The 19,514-nt window shown below is 53.7% G+C and carries 17 protein-coding genes; all 17 read left to right on the forward strand.

What is annotated here, in order from left to right; genetic code table 11:
• Positions 1 to 179 precede the first annotated feature (179 nt).
• The 17 genes from cas6 to VJ464_23865 all read left to right on the forward strand — a co-directional run bounded on the left by cas6 (position 180) and on the right by VJ464_23865 (position 19,486).
• Positions 180 to 1,277: a CRISPR system precrRNA processing endoribonuclease RAMP protein Cas6 gene (gene cas6, locus VJ464_23785; protein HKQ08167.1), complete on the forward strand. Its 1,098-nt coding sequence runs from the start codon at positions 180 to 182 to the stop codon at positions 1,275 to 1,277.
• A 130-nt stretch (positions 1,278 to 1,407) separates the two neighbouring features.
• A complete protein-coding gene (locus tag VJ464_23790; GenBank protein HKQ08168.1) occupies positions 1,408 to 2,370 on the forward strand; it encodes a hypothetical protein in 963 nt (320 codons plus the stop codon).
• A 34-nt stretch (positions 2,371 to 2,404) separates the two neighbouring features.
• A complete protein-coding gene (locus VJ464_23795; protein ID HKQ08169.1) occupies positions 2,405 to 3,655 on the forward strand; it encodes a DUF1887 family CARF protein in 1,251 nt (416 codons plus the stop codon).
• Positions 3,656 to 3,657: 2 nt separating this feature from the next.
• Entirely contained in the window at positions 3,658 to 5,400 is a 1,743-nt protein-coding gene (locus VJ464_23800; protein HKQ08170.1) for a hypothetical protein, read from the forward strand.
• Positions 5,366 to 6,055, forward strand: coding sequence for an RAMP superfamily CRISPR-associated protein (locus VJ464_23805; GenBank protein HKQ08171.1), 690 nt, complete (start codon positions 5,366 to 5,368; stop codon positions 6,053 to 6,055). Before VJ464_23800 ends, VJ464_23805 begins: the two co-directional genes overlap by 35 nt.
• A complete protein-coding gene (locus VJ464_23810; GenBank protein ID HKQ08172.1) occupies positions 6,052 to 7,707 on the forward strand; it encodes a hypothetical protein in 1,656 nt (551 codons plus the stop codon). The genes VJ464_23805 and VJ464_23810 overlap by 4 nt, the downstream gene beginning before the upstream one ends.
• Positions 7,704 to 9,197: an RAMP superfamily CRISPR-associated protein gene (locus VJ464_23815; protein HKQ08173.1), complete on the forward strand. Its 1,494-nt coding sequence runs from the start codon at positions 7,704 to 7,706 to the stop codon at positions 9,195 to 9,197. Before VJ464_23810 ends, VJ464_23815 begins: the two co-directional genes overlap by 4 nt.
• On the forward strand, positions 9,181 to 9,747 hold the full coding sequence (csx19, locus tag VJ464_23820; GenBank protein ID HKQ08174.1) for a CRISPR-associated protein Csx19: 567 nt from the start codon (positions 9,181 to 9,183) through the stop codon (positions 9,745 to 9,747). Before VJ464_23815 ends, csx19 begins: the two co-directional genes overlap by 17 nt.
• Positions 9,748 to 9,763: 16 nt before the next feature.
• Entirely contained in the window at positions 9,764 to 12,196 is a 2,433-nt protein-coding gene (locus VJ464_23825) for a TIGR03986 family CRISPR-associated RAMP protein (GenBank protein HKQ08175.1), read from the forward strand.
• Between the two features lie 249 nt (positions 12,197 to 12,445).
• On the forward strand, positions 12,446 to 12,790 hold the full coding sequence (locus tag VJ464_23830; GenBank protein ID HKQ08176.1) for a DUF5678 domain-containing protein: 345 nt from the start codon (positions 12,446 to 12,448) through the stop codon (positions 12,788 to 12,790).
• A gap of 3 nt (positions 12,791 to 12,793) precedes the next feature.
• Positions 12,794 to 13,204, forward strand: a complete 411-nt coding sequence (locus tag VJ464_23835; GenBank protein HKQ08177.1) for an aspartyl protease family protein — start codon at positions 12,794 to 12,796, stop codon at positions 13,202 to 13,204.
• A 100-nt stretch (positions 13,205 to 13,304) separates the two neighbouring features.
• Positions 13,305 to 13,751 carry a hypothetical protein gene (locus VJ464_23840; protein HKQ08178.1) on the forward strand — a complete coding sequence of 149 codons (447 nt, stop codon included), beginning with the start codon at positions 13,305 to 13,307 and terminating at the stop codon, positions 13,749 to 13,751.
• Positions 13,752 to 14,074: 323 nt separating this feature from the next.
• A complete protein-coding gene (locus VJ464_23845) occupies positions 14,075 to 14,419 on the forward strand; it encodes a hypothetical protein (GenBank protein ID HKQ08179.1) in 345 nt (114 codons plus the stop codon).
• A 121-nt stretch (positions 14,420 to 14,540) separates the two neighbouring features.
• Positions 14,541 to 16,292, forward strand: a complete 1,752-nt coding sequence (locus tag VJ464_23850) for an SWIM zinc finger family protein (GenBank protein HKQ08180.1) — start codon at positions 14,541 to 14,543, stop codon at positions 16,290 to 16,292.
• Between the two features lie 643 nt (positions 16,293 to 16,935).
• Positions 16,936 to 17,337, forward strand: a complete 402-nt coding sequence (locus VJ464_23855; GenBank protein HKQ08181.1) for a hypothetical protein — start codon at positions 16,936 to 16,938, stop codon at positions 17,335 to 17,337.
• A 56-nt stretch (positions 17,338 to 17,393) separates the two neighbouring features.
• Positions 17,394 to 18,677 (forward strand): hypothetical protein, encoded by a 1,284-nt coding sequence (locus VJ464_23860; protein HKQ08182.1) that lies wholly within the window; start codon positions 17,394 to 17,396, stop codon positions 18,675 to 18,677.
• A 2-nt stretch (positions 18,678 to 18,679) separates the two neighbouring features.
• On the forward strand, positions 18,680 to 19,486 hold the full coding sequence (locus VJ464_23865; GenBank protein HKQ08183.1) for a hypothetical protein: 807 nt from the start codon (positions 18,680 to 18,682) through the stop codon (positions 19,484 to 19,486).
• The last annotated feature ends 28 nt before the right edge of the window (positions 19,487 to 19,514 follow it).

The following is a 19,514-nucleotide window of genomic DNA, read 5'->3' on the forward strand; positions in this document are numbered from 1 at the left end:
TTGATGGCGCTATGTTTGACACAACAAGCAGCGATCACCCAAGGGCAGACGGTCTACGCCTTCAAGCGCGAGTTATTTCGTCAGCCCATCCCGAACCAACTCCCTTTTTTGGAGCACTTTTTGGTCGCTGCGTAGTTTCAGGTTATGAGTTAAGTCTCCGGGCCAGGCAATCAACCTCTTTGCCGGCCTTTCTCGGATCGACCTTGCGCGGCGCGTTCGGACACGCGCTGAAGGACGCGGTCTGCCTGATGAGCCACCGCGATTGCAGTCATTGTTTAGTCGCCGACCGCTGCATCTATCCTTATCTCTTCGAGACGCCGGCGCCGGCTGATGTGCCGCAGTTGCGCGGCCAGCAGCAAGCGCCGCACCCGTTCATCCTGGCGCCGCCGGGTTTGTTGAAATCGGCTGGCGACAGGTCCTCTGCCAAAAAAGAACATCTCCCGCAACCGAGCAGTCAAGCCGTGTCGAGCCATTCGACGGCAAGCTTGAAGCGAGGGCTGCCGGGCGGCGTACCGGTCTTGCGCAAAGCGTCGCCAGTCATGCCGGGAGAGATGCGAATGTCGAGTTCGCCACCCAACGAGCGCTTGAAGTTTGCGGCGGGCGATGAGTTGCGCTTCCGCCTGACGTTGATGGGGCGAGCGACCGATTATCTATCTTATGTGATCTACGCGGTGAGCGAGATGGCGCGGCGCGGCCTGGGTTATGAGCGCGCCGGGTTTGCGCTCGGCAGCGTCGCCGTGCTTGATGAGTTTGGCGAGCTTGAGACGATTTACACAGCGAGCGACCGGCGCAGCCTCGTCCCCATTGATGCGGTAAGCAACTTGAGCGACCTGCTCGAAGCGCGTTTGCAAGAACTTGAACGCGATGGGAGCAGGCCGGGCGACAGGGTGAAGCTGCGGTTTACAACGCCGACCCGCATTCGCGTCGAAGGCGATTTGCAAACCAGTTTGAGTTTCGAGCTATTGATCAGAAACCTCTTGCGGCGCGTGTCGATGTTGATTGCCGTGCATGGTGAGTCGCGGCTCGATTTGGATTACAAAGGGCTGATCGCCCGCGCCGCCAGCGTTCGCATCCATCAAGCATCGTTGAGCTGGCACGATTGGCAGCGTTACTCGAACCGCCAGGAGACGAAGATGAAGCTGGGCGGCTTCATCGGCGATATCGAATACAGAGGCGAAGCGATAGCCGAATTCCTGCCGCTGCTGGTTGCGGGAGAAATCCTGCACGTCGGCACCGGCACGAGTTTCGGATTAGGCAAGTATGAGATGGTCGGGTGAAGCGATTCGAGTTGAGTTGAATTCTTCATAAGCGTCCCTGCGTGAAGTGAGAGGCAGCGGCAGGCGCGGCATTAGCAGGCAGAGAGAAAGCAACAGGATGAAGCCATCTTTGCAAAAAACTGAAGAGACAATGAAGACAACCGAGCGCGGGTTGACAACGCCTTCCATGCGAACGACGCTCGCTGAAGCCTTGAGCCGAATGTTCGCCTTTGAGAAAGGCGGCGGCATCAAGTCGGTGCTGCTTTTCGGATGGAGCCTGGCGGTCTTCAGTTGGTTCGTAGATTCCCTGTTGCCTTTGGGACAAGAGTTGAGCCAGTACATGATGAACTGGCTGCGGGGCAACGCGCCGGCGCATCATTTTTCAGAACCCGGAATGAAGCTGCTGTTGCCTGGGTTAGTGTTTCTTCTAACCATTGCGGGACTGGCATACAATGCCTGGCGCAATGCCAAACCGCATATCTACCAGTCAATCGTTCCCGATCTCCACAAAGGCTTGATCGTGCAATTGAGCGCTTACAGCAATCGTGGCCCCGGCGTGCAAAGCCGCTATGAATCTGCCGAGCAAATCCGGCAAGCTGCGTTGAAAGGCGATCTCGACCTTGCAGAGATTTTCAAGAGCAACTGGGGACAGCTTGCCTTTGCGGTGCGCTACCACGCGCCGGTGTTGCGATATTGCTGGATCATTTGCACGGATGGAGAAAGCGGTTCCAGCCGGAGCTACGCCGCTGAAAGTTTAATCAAGGCCATCGTCAAACGCGAATCGGGTCGTGATGTCGCCTGCTTTGCGGTGGAGCTTATGGATGAAAACGACATCGGCCAGGCGGCAGAAGCGGTGAGCCACATTTATCGCCAGTTGCGCGAGACCGCGCCGGAACTGAAGGCGTCAGACCTGATTGCCGACTTCACCGGCGGCACCGCAGCAATGAGCGGCGGCATGGTCCTGGCGACCTTGCAGGAAGACCGCGAGATCGAATATCTCCGCCGCGGCATAACATTGGCAACCGAGCTAGATGCGGCGGCAGTGCAAGCGCAACGCATCATCATCTCGCCGCGCACCTCACGCGGCATGGTCGATTTGTTCGCGAGAAGATGATCGCATTTGAGGAAGAGAAGAAAGGAATTTAATCATGCCTAGCGAAAAGCTGGAAACCAGTAAAGTGGAACACCTTCTACTCTTGGTTGGTGAGAATCCCTTGCCGAACGCAATAGCAGGTAATTTGTTAGTTGCGCCGACAGGGAAAATTACGCTTCTTCACTCTACAGAAACTGTCCAAGCTGCTCAGAAGTTGCAAGGCTGGTTTTCGAAGCGAGGAATGAATATCGAATTGAAAAAGATTGAAGAGTCTAATCCGGTTTCGATTACCCAGGGGGTCTTTGAGAGGCTAGATAAACGAAACGCATCATCGGTCGGGCTTAACTATACTGGTGGGACCAAAGCGATGGCAGTTCATGCATATCGCGCATTGGAAAAATGGGCAAAGGCAAAAAATCTTTCTCCAATTTTCAGTTATCTTGACGCTCGAACACTCAGCCTTGTCATTGATCCCGGAGATGGAGAGAGTCACGATGTTCAAATAGAGTATGTCGGACGCCACGTTATCATGGAATTGAGGGAACTGATGAAATTGCACGGGTGGCTGTTGTCACATCCTCCTGTCACAACCCCTGTGTTGCCTCAGTCAGCTAAAACATTGGCTGATGTTTATGCCGATATTGCTCTGGCAGATCAATATAAGGATTGGAAGCACAATCACTTGAACCCAAAATGCCGCATCAACCCTTATGCTTGGAACAAAAACGAAAACACTTTGCGCACAGTTAGATTGGATTTCTCTAGTGCTCCTTCTGCATTCACTGCTTCTTTGCTTGATGAATTGAATCAACCTAATCAAAGCATACTTATCGGAGATGTTATGCGTGTTTGCGGGTTCACCAAAGCTGAGAATGTTTGCGAATGGTTAGACGGCAAGTGGCTTGAGCATCATATACTCGACGTGCTCAACCCTTTGAAGAACAAACTTCATTTGCACGAATGCGCTCTCAATGTCGAAACCAAAGATGTGCAGTTTGAAGTTGATGTGATTGCGATGCGCGGCTATCAACTCTTTGCCTTTTCTTGTAGTACAGACACTGATAGCAAAGGCGGAAAGCAGATTTTGAAGAAGAAGCTCTTTGAAGCCTACATTCGTGCCAGACAACTTGGTGGCAGCGAAGCTCGTGTAGCGCTGGTCTGTGCTGCCAATTATCCGGAAAGGATCGAGGCTGAGATGAAGCGTGACGTTGATCAGGAAGGGCGCATTCGTGTATTTGGCCGCCCTGACCTTGCCAACCTCAATTTTCATATTGAACAGTGGGTTCTATCCCAAAGTGGAGAATAGCGATGAATAAAATATACCTCGTTATTGTTGATACAACGCAGATTCAGCCCTATGTTTTCGGCAGCAACCGCCTACGCGAGAACGTAGGGGCATCGCACCTTGTCGCACAAGCTACGGGCGAATGGGCTTTGCAAACCGTAAATAGTGTGGCAACAGCGAACAATATTAACAATATTCAGACAGGCACATTGGATAATGACAAATGGATTGAACGCAACGGACTGGACGCTGAAATTCTATACGCAGGTGGCGGAAATACGGTTGTCCTGTTTCGTGATGAAACAGGAGCAACTAACTTTATCAAGAAATTGTCACGCAAAGCTTTGACAGATGCGCCGAATCTGCAACTGGTCATTGAATGCTTGCCACTTGATTGGGAAAACGGATCGCTTGTCACAAAGATTGATGAAGGGTTCAAAGAATTGGCAAGGCAGAAACGCTCGCGGTCCGCATCGGCTCCGTTGCTGGGTTTGGGTGTGAGCATGATGTGTCAATCAACGGGGCTTCCGGTTGCCGGAATTGCCCAACCGATTCCCACAGACCCGACATCGTTCTATCCTGCGTCTGCGGAAATCCTCGCCAAGCTGAGAGCTACGGACAAGGCCAACAAGCGTTTAGAAGAGATGTTCGCAGATGTGCTGACAAATTCTTACGAGTTTCCTCGTGAACTTGATGAGTTGGGGCGCACAAGCGGCGACTACAGCTACATCGCCGTTGTTCACGCTGACGGCGACGGGATGGGCAAACGCATTCAACAAATCGGAAGTAATTATCGCCAAGCGGATGCAAACGGCAGTTATTCGCAGCAAAATAGAAACTACATCACGGCGCTGCGCAAGTTTTCCGTAGCCGTTGAAAAGTCCGCGAAGAAAGCATTGATTGGTGCCTTGACGACTTTGAAATTAAGTATCAACACTCAAGGCGAAATCACCCATTCAAATCCTAGTGTTGCGGAATGCGATTCGGGTCCCGCGCCTATAAAACTTAGATTGGGTAATTACAAATACACTTTGCCTGTGCGTCCGATAGTTTTCGGCGGTGATGACCTGACATTCATTTGCGACGGACGAATCGGTTTGACGTTGGCACTTGAGTACGTCAAAAAATTTGCACAGGAGACTGGGCAGAATACCGATTGCGGACGGCTCACGGCTTGCGCAGGTGTAGCAATGGTCAAATCGCATTATCCATTTGCCCGTGCCTATTCGCTTGCAGAAAATTTATGCCGTTCTGCTAAACAATATCGGCGCGAAATTGCGGACGATTGGGATGGCGCATGCATCGATTGGCACTTCGCGTTGAGTGGACTTGCAGGAGACATCAAAGAGATACGGGAGCGTGAATACATGGTACAGGGCAATAGGCTTTTCCTTCGCCCCGTAACACTCGAAGCGAATCCCACAAATGAGAATTTTCGATCCTGGAATGTCGTTAGAGAGGCGATCAAATCTTTTCAAGGAGAGGAATGGTCAACCAAGCGAAATAAGGTCAAGGCATTGCGTGATGCACTCAGGGAAGGCGATGAAGCGGTCCAGCATTTTCGCACGATGTTCTCGCTGGCAAATTTGCCTGATTTGGGCAGCGATGAATTGAATGATTTCAGAGACAAGGGTTGGCGAGGATGGTCTAACACAGGCGGCGGCATCTGCGGCTACTTCGATGCGATTGAGGCGATGGATTGGTTCATGCTTTTGGAAGGAGGCGAGGCTGATGAGAATGGAGATACACCTGAAGCTCACCAGTGATGCGACTTTTGGTCGCGGCGATGGCGTAGCAGGATTGATAGATTCGGAAGTCGAACACGACGAATACGGGTTGCCTTATCTGCGCGGGCGAACGCTTAAAGGTCTGCTGGTTGAAGAGTGCGCCAATATCCTTTATGCGCTACAAGGTTCTGCCGCATTATCTCGTTTTGAGTCGGCAGCCCAGTTTCTCTTCGGCAAAGCTGGCAGCACTCTTTCGGATGACGCACTGATGCGTGTCGGCGCGGCTTTGCTGCCCGAAGAATTGCGCCAAGCAGTGAGGGCGGATATAAAAGCAATCCCGCCCCGTTTAACACCTGATGAAGTTTTGCAATCGCTGACCGCGATTCGTCGTCAAACTACCGTCGATGACAAAACCGGCGCTCCTGAAAAGAACAGCTTGCGCTCGTTGCGAGTGATTTTGCGTGAGACCGTTTTCATTGCGCGATTGGATTTCGACCGGAACCCAGATGATGAGGCAAAGGCGTTGCTTGCGGCTTGCGTGATGTCGTTGCGGCGCGCAGGAACGGGGCGCAATCGAGGGCGCGGACGACTTGAATCCAGCCTGTGCGATGCACAAGGCAATGACGTTTCCGCTAAGCATTTCAATCGCTTCAAGTCAGTCATAACAGCCAACCATCAAGGAGTAGCGCAATGAAAGCCATCACCTACAAAATTACGCTGCTTGAGCCAACCTTAGTGACAGAGTTGGAGGGTGATCCGAACAGCGCAGTCGCCTTTGACCACTTGCCAGGAGGTGTTTTACGCGGCGCGATCATCAAGAACTATTTACAGCAACGTGGCGCGATAGACCTCGCCGCAAATGCTGAAGCGCGCCGCTTTTTTTTCAACGATATGACGTGCTATTTGAACGGCTACATTCTTGATGATCATAACATCAGGACTCTGCCTGTCCCAAGATCGTGGCAGTACGAAAAAGGCAAAGAGGAAGATGCGCCCCGTTATGACTTCGCGCTTGGCGACCCAGATGAAAATACCGCTCCCGAAGATGAAAAGAAGCAATGGAAAGGGGAGAAAAAGCCTTTTTGCAGCATCATTCTTGATGAAGATGGTCCCAAGGTTCGCTTCTTTCAGCCTTCACGTTGGGTCGCCCTCCATACGGCGAGGACAAGAAGATTCGGACGCGCAATGCGAAAAAATCCAAACTTTAGACCAGATGACACGCCGGGCGCAGTTTTTCGCTATGACGCATTGGCTGAAGGTCAATCGTTCGCGGCAGCAATTCTGTGTAACGATGGAGATGCGCAGGCGTTGAAAGACTTGATTGAAGGCGAAGCCACCTTGGGCAAATCACGCAGCGGCGGCTACGGCAGAGTCCGATTTCATGATCCGCAGATCGACAATAATTGGAGCGAGTTTAATGTTGGCCAGTTGCAATCATCGGACGATGGAGAAATTTTTGCCGGGCAGTTGATCATCACACTTTTGAGCGATGCTTTGCTCCGGGACTCAGAAAGCGGGCAGTTTGTCGTGGATGCCGAAACTGTGACGGCTGCGTTGAACGATACGTTGCAATCTTCGCTCGGTGCCCCACTCGCCTTTATGAGCCAGCGAGTAGTGGGAGGGTTCAATCGCAAATGGGGGCTGCCTCTGCCTCAAGTTTTTGCAACTTCCATGGGTAGCGTCTTTGCTTACGAATCGGCTTCCGTCAAGTTGAGCAAACTTCGAGAACTCATAGAAAAAGGGATTGGAGAAAGACGCGCGGAAGGGTTCGGGCGTGTTGCTGTCAATTGGCAGAATCAGGCTGAATTGAATGTTGATGAATCGAGACAGCGAATTTCAACCTCATCCATACCCCTTACAGCAGGCTCAAAGGGTGAGGCGCTAGCAAGACGAATGGCAGAACAGTTACTCCGCCAGCGATTGGACGAAAAGCTCGTGACGCAAGCGAAGAATAAGATCCTCAGCAATGCACCTAATCCTTCGCAATTGTCACGCTTGCGAAACATCATCCACGACGAATTGATGAGCGCAACGCCGAACCCGAATAGAGTTAGAACTTTTCTTAGCAATCAACGCAGCACGGCAAGAAAACAATACGAGAGGGCGCGCATAAGTGGTGAGCGATTGTTTGATTGGCTTAATACCCAATCGCAAGCGACAAGCGAGCAACAGTTTTTCAGCCTGCTTGGTATGGCCACAACAGGCAGACAGAGAGCTAAAGATTTGCGAAGCGTTGGCGGCATCGATCCTGTTCTTACCAGTGCGATTCGCAATGAGTACGTCCTGCGCTTCATTGACACAGTTCTTGCCCGTGCTATCAAAAATAGGAGAAGAGAGGGCGAATGATTATGTCTTCAGCAATGTGGTCAGGCAATGCTTCACGCAAAATCGTTGAACGCATCGTTGTCGAAGGCGAATTGATCTTAGAGACGCCAGCGCATTTTGGAAATGGTGATGGTGATGACATAACGGATATGCCGCTTCTGGTTGATACCTTCGACGGCAAAACCCCTCTGCTAACAGGCGCTTCGATAACAGGCGCGCTACGAAGCTATTTACGAGAACGAGAGCACGGATTTCGAGCCTCGGCTCACAGGACTTCTAAAAGTGTGCTCTTATTGGGGAGTTTAAAAAGCGATGACGAAGGCGAACAAAGCCCTTTGATAGTAGATGACGCACGCGGGATCAATCCGAAAATAGATATGCGTAATGGCGTTAAGCTCAATCCCTCCAGCCGCACGGCTGAAAATGATGCCCTTTTTGATATGCAACTTTGGCAAGCTGGGACAAAGTTTCCGTTGCGATTCGAGTTAGCGATTCGAGCAACTGATAATGCTCCACAAATAAAGACATCTCTGGCTTCTGCGCTGAAAGGATTCGATGATGGAAGTATTACGCTCGGCGCGCGCAAGAGACGCGGCTACGGCAGAGTGCGCGTTGACGCATGGCGGGTGAAGAGCTATAGCCTAAAGACAATAAATGGGCTGATTGATTGGATTGAAAATGGCAGTAAACCGCTTTCAGTAGCTCCGACAAACGACATCAACGCGGCTCTTGGCACAGGCGATTTAATTGATGATGCTCGCAGAGTTTTTCAAATCAAAGCAACTTTCGCACTGGACGGCTCATTGTTAATCCGCTCCGGCAGCGGCAGAGATGACAAAGAGCCTGATATGGTTTATTTGTCCGCCTGTCAATCCGATGGCTCTACACGACCGATTCTTTCAGGCACAAGCCTTGGCGGCGCACTCAGAGCGCGGGCCACAAAGATAGCCAAATCACTCGACCGATTGGGCAATATGCAAACACTGATTGATAGGTTGTTTGGCGCTGAAATGAATAAGCGAGGCAATCGCGCAATTGCCAACATAGCCAACCCCACAGCTAGTCGAGTCACTGTGCGCGAAGAGATTGTGAAAGACAGCAAAACAGATCTTGTTCAGAATCGTGTCAGCATAGACCGTTTCACGGCAGGCGCGCGCGATACGGCTCTGTTCAACGAGCAGCCTGTTTTTGGGGGTGAAGTTATTGTTGATGTGCAGTTGGCAAATCCCAAGAACGAGGAAATAGGATTGCTCTTGCTTTTGCTCAAAGACCTGTGGACTGGCGACCTTCCGCTGGGCGGCGAATCGAGCGTCGGGCGCGGACGCTTAAAGGGCAAGAAGGCCGAGTTGATTTATAAAACTCCCGACACTCAGGATGGCAGTTTTCAGTGGTTACTGGAGGCGAGTGCGAATGCCTTGAGCATACCTGACGAAGCGCGCGAAAGATTGGAGGACTATATTGCCACATTCAAAACACATTTGAGGGGGCCAACGAATGACACGCGAAATTAAATCACTGCCTGCCGTTGTGAAACTAATCCCGGCGGACAACATCACAGACTTAAAAGATTGGTTACAGATTCAAGCAACTGCATACAGCTTGATATATATGTTGGCTCATGCTGACGATGGGGTTATATGGGGCAGAATGAACGGTGGCCAACTTGAAACTTCAAACGATGCGGTCCCAAGTATATCGCCGCCCCTGCGATTGAAGACATTGCAATCGGTGAGGCTGTTTTCAGCACAAGGCGAACTGCTGTTGTGGCGTGTTGAAGAAATCCGTTATCGCAGCCGCTTAATTCATAATCTGCAAGGCGGTGAGACGAGCGACTGGGATGAAGCGTTCGACGAGCCGCAACTCTTGTGGGGAACGCCAGATGAACAATTGCCCAACGGATTTACCTTGCTCCGAGACGGCGCGCAGGGCTTGCGGCACGCGGTCCCCCTACAGCTTGCTTTGAACAGAGCAATCAATCCACGTTTAATTGTGCGGCATTACTTGACGAAAGAGAATTTTGCTCGCGTAGCCGCCAGCCGTCTTGTGAATATAGAAGCCTGATTCAGGAGGAGAAAAGATGAGTTTACCTAAGCATAAAAACCCAACGAGAACTGACCGCAAAGCCACTGCGCCGTACAACTTCGTTCCGCTCCCCGAAAAAGTGGTCACGGCAATAGATGACGCTGAGAAGCTTCCTGACCACGATACCTATGCAAACGCAGGCTATGCGAACACCGGCTATTTCGTTGTGGAGCTAGAGACCAAATCGCCAATGTACGTGCGTTGCGCGTTGACACGGCGTGAGTTTGAGCTTGATGAAGAAGGCAAAGACCGCAATGGGAATCTTGTAAATGACCAAACGCGAATTGAAAACCGTATCAAGAACACGCCGCATTTCTTCTATACTGTCAATCAAGAAGAACCTGTAATACCGGGCAGCAGCCTACGCGGAATGTTGCGAAACCTGCTGGAGATTGTCAGCTACGGCAAGGTTCAGTGGGTTACTGATAAGCAACTGTTCTTTCGGACTATGGATGACACGGCAGTTGGCAAGCATTACACCAGCCGGATGAATAACAATGTTGAAGCAGGGTTTCTGAAAAAAGAGGGTAACAGCTATTTCATCAGGAAATGTCAATTGGCGCGAGTTAGGCGTGGTGAGTTGAAAGGCGATTTGTATGAAGGAAAAGGACCGAATCAAAGACCGCTTTGGAACGGAAACAATGCTCAATACCGCACGGTTTGGATCAAACTTTCATCAAATGGAATTTTTGTCGAAAACCTACAATTCTCTAAGCAAGCCAACCTCCAAGAAGGGCGGTTGGTTATCACAGGCAATATGCAAGGCAAAGAGAAAGAGTTTATATTTTTGCTACCGACGGATGACGCTGAACAAATCTCTGTGCCTGAGACAATGATTGAACGCTTCCATGATGATGACCAATTGACGCAATGGCAACAGAATGCCTTCCCAAAAAATAAACCTACAAATAACTATAGAGATCGTGATGGGATGATGGGAAAGAATCCAGCCGGGCAAGGTGACCCTGTTTTCTTTTTGCGTGAAAGGGGGGAACTAGCCTTCTTTGGTCGAGCGCAAATGTTTCGCCTTCCTTATAAGAATTGCCCGCTAGATTTAGTGCCTAAAAAGTTCCGAATGCCTGAACAGATTGATTATGCAGAAGCTTTGTTTGGATTTGTACGCTCTCATAAAGAGTTGAATGATATGAAAAGCCGCGACCTGTCTGTTCCTGAGCAGGGCAAGAAAGGACGGGCCTACGCCGGTCGTGTTTTTGTGACCGATGCAATGTTAGTTAATGCATTGAACGGACTATGGCTTTGGGACACGCCGATAATACCCAAAATTCTTAGTTCCCCCAAGCCAACATCGTTCCAGCACTATCTGACTCAACAAAGACCTGATATAAAAAAGGAACTAGATCACTATGACAGTCCTCCGCCACACAATACAGTAATTCGCGGTAATAAACTTTACTGGCATCAAGGTTATAAAACGGCTGATGACATTAAGGCAAATCATCCAGATGATGACCCAACGGCTGACCCGAATACGAAGAATCACTTTGAGCGAGATGAAAATGGGAACTGGGTGGTGAAAAAGAACAGCAAACAGCATACGAAATTCAAGCCTGTAAAGGCAGGCGTGAGCTTTTCCTTTCGCATCCATTTTGAAAATCTTTCGGACAGAGAATTAGGCGCGCTTTGTTGGACGCTACATCCGTTAGGCGACGCGACTAAGGAGTATTGTCACAGTCTGGGAATGGGCAAGTCGCTCGGAATGGGGGCCATAAAGCTTAAAGCCACATTGCATTTGACCAACCGTGAAACCCGCTATAGTTCGTTGTTTCAGGGTAATGATTGGCAGGAAGGCGAAGACAGCCTTAAAGACTTATCCATCCGCACAACTCTCGAACAGCTTACGCAAGAATTTGAGACGCACCTTCTTGGGGAGTTGAAGCCCGATAAGCCTTGCGCGCACCTGTCAGGGCTGAAGCGCATAGGGATGCTACTCAAAATGCTCGAATTCCATGCAGACGGATGGGGAGAGACAGTTGCAACAGATACGCTCGGAATCGGGGACTTCAGGCAGCGCAAAGTTTTGCCAGATCCTAGAATATATTTTTCTGAACTGGAAAATTTGGCTGAACCTACAATCAACGAAATGCAAAACGCAGCGATACCTGCAAGAGAGTACCAACAAACTGCGCAAGGGAACCGCTCACCGCAGACCGGAAGCGTGAATGCGGCTATCGCATCCCAGGTTGACTCCATCCGCCGCGCAATTAAAAGCCTTAAAGGTGCTGGGCAGGTCAGCTTAATCGAAGGCATAGTTGGGCGAATCATTGCTCTTTCTGATTTACAAGCACAGATTGATTGCGCGCGGGAATTGCAGAAGTGGTTGAAATTAAACAAGCTCTGGAATAAAGAGCCGCACAAGAGTAAAGAGTGGCATCAACGAATCCAAGAACTGTATCAGCAAATTGTGTAAGAGAGACCTGTGCGAAACGCTGATTCCATAAGAAATTGAGTCGTGCTGCAAATGGGTGTCGTATCCGCTCCACCGCTCGCGCTTGTCTATCTTTTCTGGTTCTGCAAAAGTAAGGTAGCGTGTGATTATATGTCATTGCGGTTGGGGAGCAGGGGTGATGCATGAAGCTTTCAATTAATACAACAACGCTCAACCGGATCAAAAAACGGGACGGCCAACGGCCTGTTCACTTCCGCGGGAGGTCTGATCATGTCAACGGAACAGTTAAATCAACTCAAACAACAGATTGCGGCTTTGCCGCTGGCGGAGAAAGCGCAACTCGCGGCTTTTCTATCCGAACAATTGCAACAAGCCGGCGACCAGACACCTGAAGCCAGTGCCATCGATGATGACATTCGCCAGCGGCGAACCGAGTGGATTAAAGCCCATCGCGAGGAATATGCCGGGAAATATGTCGCTCTGGAAGGCGACCAATTGGTAGGCGTCGGGCAGACCATCCGCGAAGCTCGCCAGCAGGCAAAAGAAAAAGGCTTCAAGAATCCTTTCCTCGTTCGCCTGACTTCCGAGCATGAAACCTTATCCGCAGGCTGGTAACCGATGGCGCATCGTCTGGACTTCGAAAAACTGTTGACTTACGACGTCGGCGCGCTGGGCATCACCGTGGCTGTCGTCCTCGAACTGAAAGACCGGCGCGTGAGTTTCGACGCGAAGATCGATACGGGCGCAGACCATTGCATCTTCGAGCGCAAGTTCAGCGAGCAACTCGGACTCAATAATGAAAAGGGCGTTCCGCAAAGATTCGGAACCGCAACCGGGACTTTCCTCGCCTATGGCCACGACGTGAGGTTGCAAATTGCGGATATAACGTTCGATTCGATGGTTTTCTTTGCCGCCGAGGAAAGTTTCACCCGCAATGTTCTGGGGCGGTTCGGCTGGCTCGACCGCGTTGCCCTGGGTCTGGTTGATTACGAAGGCAAACTTTACCTCAGCCCTTATAGCAATGAATGAAGAACTCGTCAAAGACGCCCTAGAACCGCTCTGAACAGACAAATCCCCTGAAGCAAAAGTGACGTTTGTCGGGAAATGCTCGGGGTTCGAGGAATGATTAATGTTCACACGCGAGCGCATCATCGAAGCGGCGCGGCGGGCCGGGATGGAGGAAGACGCCATCGCTCGGCTGCTTGCTGAATTGCCGGCGCAGCCAACGAACACTCTCACGATCATCTGCAACGACGGCTTGCATCCGATACCCAAAGAGCAATTGCCCGGACGGGTCTTTGCCGCGACCACCGGAAACATCGCCGACCAAACGCTCGAAGCTCTCCAACAAACCGTTGCCGATGCCTGCAAGCATGTAGCGCAACTCATCAAGGGTGAAGGCGGCTTTGCGGAAATCTATCTCGTGCCTTCGGGTTACGGCGGGCTACTGCAAAAGATCGCCGAGACGGTTTTTCAAATTACCGGCAAGCCGGCCACCACACTGCACTTCGACCGCAAGACCAATGCTTACTGGCCGATCCGCATCGACCTGCGCGCCATCATTACTCAAGCATGACGTTGCCCTGGCGCTTATAGAGGATCAATCCTTGAGCGAAGTCCTACTGGACGTCAGCGATGCCCCTCGCGCGACTCGCGGCTCCTTGCACGGCAGCAACGACGCTGCCGCCCTTGCAACGCTCGCGACGGAGCCTGAGAGCATCGCCGAACTCGGAGCCGCCGCGCGCTGCATCAAGTCTTCGCCGTTTACGCGCGGCTCGCCGTCAGGTAATTTACCATTCTGCAAGGGAGGCAGACCGAACCGTGGCCAAACAAAAGCAGCCTCGCTATATGTGGGTGTACTCGCCGCATAGGCCTAAAGGAGCCAGCGTTCCTGAAGACGTGAAGCAAGAGCTTACAGAACGCGCTCAGGAACTGGTTGATGAGTGGAGGCCGAAGCACATCAAGAAGCCGCCGAAGCACTACCGCTTCAACTACATCACCAACCTTTATACGAAGTGGCACCGGCGGTTCTTCTACTTCTGCGCAACCTTTGCCTGCCCCGGCCCCAACGCGCTGTCGCCGACGTTCGAGTCATGCTTTACGCGAATCGAGTATGTCGGCAAGAATCGCTTCAACCTGGCTTACATGCGCCATACAGGGAAGTGGTGGACGACCCTGTACGAACTGACGCTGGACGATTGCCTCAAGACGATTCGCGAAAACGGCCTGTATCATCCTCTCTAAGAAAAGCCCCGGGCCATTGCCGGTTTGGCCGGCAATGGCCGTGGCCGAGAGGCACGATTCCTAGTGACTTTGAAATACGGCTCGCGGCGCCGCTGAGCTGCCGCGATATAGGTTCGCATTTATGGCCAAAGAGAAGTTGCCTCGCCTTACGGAAGCGATGGTGCGGACGCTGGCTAACGATAAAAGCTTCGAGCGTGGCAAGGATTACTATCTGGGCGGCGCCGTTTCGGAAACCGTACGCCAGGGGATGGAACTGCGCGGCGAATGCGCTGGCTCTGAGGTTGAACCCTACGAAATCAGCGTGACGCTCGCGGCCCGCGGCATCAAGGAGACCTCCTGCACCTGTCCCTATGAGTATAGCGGCATCTGCAAACACACGGTCGCACTGCTGCTCACCTATGTGCATCAACCGCAAGCCTTCCGCACCATCGCTCCGGTCGAAGAGAGGCTCAAGCATCGCAGCAAAGACGAACTGATCGGCATCATTATCGCGATGTTGACGCATGACCCGAAGCTGCGGTCGCTTGTCGAACTTGCGGAGATGACTCAAGAAGCTAAAGCCGGCCTGAGCCTGGACACCAACGCCATCCGCAAACAGGCGCGGCGTGCCCTCCAACATACGGACTGGGACCATTTCAGCTCACGCAAGATCGCCAAAGAGCTGCGCGCCCTCGGCCAGGTCAGCGAGCCATTCGTCAACGCCGGCGACTGGCTCAACGCCGGTCATGTCTATCACGCGCTGCTTGACGAGATCGTCTCCGGCTATGACCACATCATCCAACAGGTGGACGAAAACGGCCACATCGCCGTCGTCGTTGAGCAGTTCACCGAAGCGGTTGGCAAATCCCTGGAAAAAAGTAACGCCGATAGCCGTACGCGCCGGGCCTGGCTGGAAACGCTGCTTGACGCCTTTGCCAAAGACGTCGGGATTGGCGGGATCGATTTTGCTTTCAGCGCCCCCGACATCGTCATCAAGCAAGCCCGCGACGAAGAATGGCAGTGGATCGAAGCGCGTGTCCGCCGGCTTGCCGCCGGCAGCCGCGACTGGGGCCGTGAACAGTTTGTCAGATTCCTCACCGAGGGCCTGGATCAGCATGGCCGCAAAAGTGAAGGCGACCGCTTGGTTCGTGAGATCGGCACGCCGGAGCAACAGGCAAAGTTGCTCATCAAAGAAGGCCGCATCGAAGAGGCTGTACGGCTGATGAACGACATCGTCGAAGACAAGCCCGGCCTGCTGACGCAGTTCGCCGATTGGCTGCTGGAGGCAAAAGCTAAACCGGCGGCGCTCAATTTCGTCCTGGCGCATGAAAAGACAGCAAGCTGGCGACGCGATCAGTGGCTCGCTGATTACTATCGCCGTCACGGCACGCCCGAAGAAGCGGTTGCCGCGCAGAAGACACTACTGGTCAACAGCCCGTCGGTCGAACAGTTCAAAGCCCTGCAAGCTATCTGTCGCAAGACGAAGAACTGGCCGGAGGTTCGCGCGAAGGGGTTAGCAGCTTTGGAGCACGCCGGGCGATTTGACGCGCTGGTTGAAATCGCCCTGCACGAAGGCGACGTGGCGCGGGCGTTGGAACTATTGCCGCGGGCGACGGGCTGGGGCGCAACGCATCTGCGGATGAAAGTGGCCGAGGCTGCCGAGAAGGATGTGCCGCACGAAGCTGTCAGGCTCTATCTCGAAAGAGCCGAGCAGGAGATCGCCGGTCGTACGCGCGGTTCATACAACCTGGCCGCCAGCACCTTGAAAAAAGTCAGACCGCTCTTCATCAAGCTCCATACCGCGGCGGCCTGGGCGGAATACATCCAAGTCTTGCGTGAATCGCACAAGAACCTCCGCGCCCTGCAAGACGAGTTGCGCAAGACCGGCTTGTGAATTTGCCGGTGACATGCTGCCGATCATCGGTGTCCGCCAAGTTTAAAAGCGACCATTAAGCATGGCGCGCTCCCCGCGCCGCTTTGCAACTTTCCCGTGCGTTGCCGCGTATGTTTACCTGCCAACAAGGCTTGGTCTCTCAAAAAGCAATCTCAAGCAGACGGCGATTCGAGTTGAGTTGTTTTCTATCATGCAAGTCAGCACGAACCGACGGATTCGAGTTGAGTTGTTTTCTCTGATGAAGGCTCTTTCACCTGACCGACGCAATCGCTCAGGCCGGCATTTTCTTGCCGGCTGGCAATCGCGGCTGTCAGGTTTGCTGAGGCGAGGCGTCTAGCGCCCCGTTCTTTGCAACCTATGTCAAGCGGGCTTCCTTCGCGGAAGCCCTCGGCTTCGGCAGTCAAGCTTCGCCCCTGCGAGCCGACGCTGCCGGAACACAAAGATGATTCACGATTGCCGCGCGCTGGCGGCGCCCCGCTTTCACGCTCATCACGAAGGCGGCGCGCTGCACCCGCGCAGCAATTCCACACTGGTTCGATGGATCAGGTTCGGCTCAAGCGTGGCAACGCCCGCAAGCCGGTTCATTTGATCGTCAACGAATCGGAGAACGTGAATCGAATTTCGCTTGGCATAGGAGAGACCCGTGACCTCTGGACTTCCCACCAAACGCAAACGCGGCGGACAACCCGGAAACCGGAATTCTAAAGGCAAAGGCGGCGCGCCGTACGGCAACCAAAATGCCAGAGGCAATCATGGCGGCGCGCCACGCGGCAACCGCAATGCCTGCAAGAAACCACAACCGCCGCACCTCATCCTTCTCGAAGACTATCAGAATTACCCGCTGGCCATCGCCTGGATTCAAGCCAACGCCGAAGCGCTCGACGAAGCGAACTTCACGGCTGACCATCAGCGCGACCGCGCCCTCTTCGCGGTCTATCGCGGCTTGACCATTGAAGCGATTGTCAAGCACGGCAAAGAGTACGAGTACGGTCTCTATTCGCTGATCGACAGCGATGATGACCAGCAGGTGAAACGCGCGGCGTGAATTGGCGCGGGGCAACGACGACTTGAAAACGGATCTTGAATCGGAGGCGCGAGTTGATGTCTGGCAAAAGCAAAGGGCGATTCATCGAAGAACAAGCGTTCTATGACGGCACGCAAGGCGTCGGCACGGATGCCGGGCTTACGGGCATCGATGCTCGCTGCGCCGAGCAACAGGCTCGCGTTCGCGGCGACGCTGCAAGCCGCTGTCATCGGCTCGAAGCCGAAATCGAATCGCTCACGCAACGTCAGGCAGATACTGCCGGCCACTGGCGCAAGCTCGAAGCCCGTACCGATGGCTTGCCGCCGCAGGTTGTGCAACCGTTGCTCGCCATTCTGTCTGCGGTGGCGGCCAGCTACGGCGAGGCGATCTTGCTTGCGTCAGTGATGGATGGCTTTGGCATTGCCGATCTCGACGATCAACGGCTGGCCGCCGGGGTGCTCGTCTTCTGTGCCGGCGGTTTCTGCAAGCTGGCGATGCATATGCTCGGCCTGGCCGCCGATCAGCAGTCGCCAGAACACCCAGGCGCAGCAAGCCGGGCGCAGCAGATCAAACAGATCGTCATCAAGACCCTGCTGGTCTGCTTCACGCTGGCGCTGGTCTTTGCCCTCGGCAGCTTTCGCGCTGGCGAAATGATTTTCGCCGCTTCGCTGCAACACACCGCGTTGGGGAGATTTTTCGGTGAGCACCGCGGGCTTACCAACTGGACAGTGACCTTGCTTACGGTAGCGCTGCCGGTGTATGCCGCGGCGGCACTCAACTGGGGCTTGGCCGGTCTGCGGTTGGCGCGCGCCTGGCGCAACGCACGACGCGCCTTTCGTCGAGACGGCGAGCGCCTCAACCAAAAGCGCAAAGCGCTTGCAGCGTTCGCCGAACAACGAGACTGCCGCATCGCTGCCCTCGAACACCAGCGGCGGGAATGGGCGAGCGTTTACCTGCGCGAATACCAACTCGGCCAGCGCATCGGCGCGCGCCGGCAACCGCTCTGGCAAGTGGCCATCAAGATCAGCGCCGTCGCGGCGGGCATTCTGGCCATCTGGCTATGGCTCGACCCCGTGCCGTTACCTTCGCCAATCGCCAAAGGCTTTCTGGCGATGCTGGCGACGGCGGCGCTCGGCGGCGGCTATGCCTACTGCGTTCTGCAAGCGTGGGAGCGCCCAGCGCCGGAACAGGTCTACCAGCACCGCGCCGTCATCTGGCGGGAAGATGAGCGATGGGCCGAAGAAGCGATAACGCCCGGCGTTGCTCAATCTATCGAGCAAGCCAATGCCGCCGCGCCGCGCGAAGCCCAAGTGGGCGCGGCATACGGCAACGGCAATCATCCGTCAGCGAGGAGGTATTGAGGATGTTTAGCAACTTGAACCATAAGCTGAGCATTTGCGTGATGATCGTCTTTGCTTTGACCTTTGGCGCGTGCCATCGAGAGCGCTGCGAGCCGCTTTGTCTGGTCTGCGTCATCGATCTGACGCGCCGCATCGAAGCGGAATCGCAACGTGAGGCGTTCGATGCCATCCAAGCCGCGCTCAAAAAACTGCGGCGCGGCGATACCGTCGCCATCATTCCCATCACCGGCGATGCCCTGACCGATGCACAAGGGCGCGTCATCCGCTTACAGCTCAACGACCGCCGCGAGGCTTATGACGAAGACCTCCGCCGTTTCGCCGAAGAAGTTGCCGACCGCTTGCAGCATCTCCGCGACGAAGTGGCGAACAACCCTTATAACCGCAGCGACGTTCTGGGAGCCGTGCGCCTGGCCGGCGAAGAGATGGCAAATACCAAGCCTGCCGCCTGCCGCGCGCTGGTGCTGTTGAGCGACTTTCTGCAAGACGACGCGCAGTACAACTTCAGACGCGACGCGCGGCTCGCCAATGACGAGACGGCGGCAAAGTTCGCCGATTCGGTGGCGCGCAATCAACCGCAGGTTTGGCAACAGAGCACAGTCTTTCTGGGATTCCTTCGCAGCGTTGACTTGAAGGGCCTGCCGCAAACCCGGCGCGCCGCTTTGCAAGTCTTCTGGCGCGAGTTCTTCACCCGTCAAGGCGCGGTTGCGGTGCGTTCGGCAACCGATGGCGCGGGGCAGGTGGCGGCGTTCGTGCAACAGCAACGAGAGCAAAGCGAGCCAGCGAAAGCTGGAGAGCAAACAAAACGATAAGGCATCTCGCTGCCAAGCTATTTCGCAG

It is taken from the genome of Blastocatellia bacterium (assembly GCA_035275065.1).
Lineage (GTDB): Bacteria > Acidobacteriota > Blastocatellia > UBA7656 > UBA7656 > DATENM01.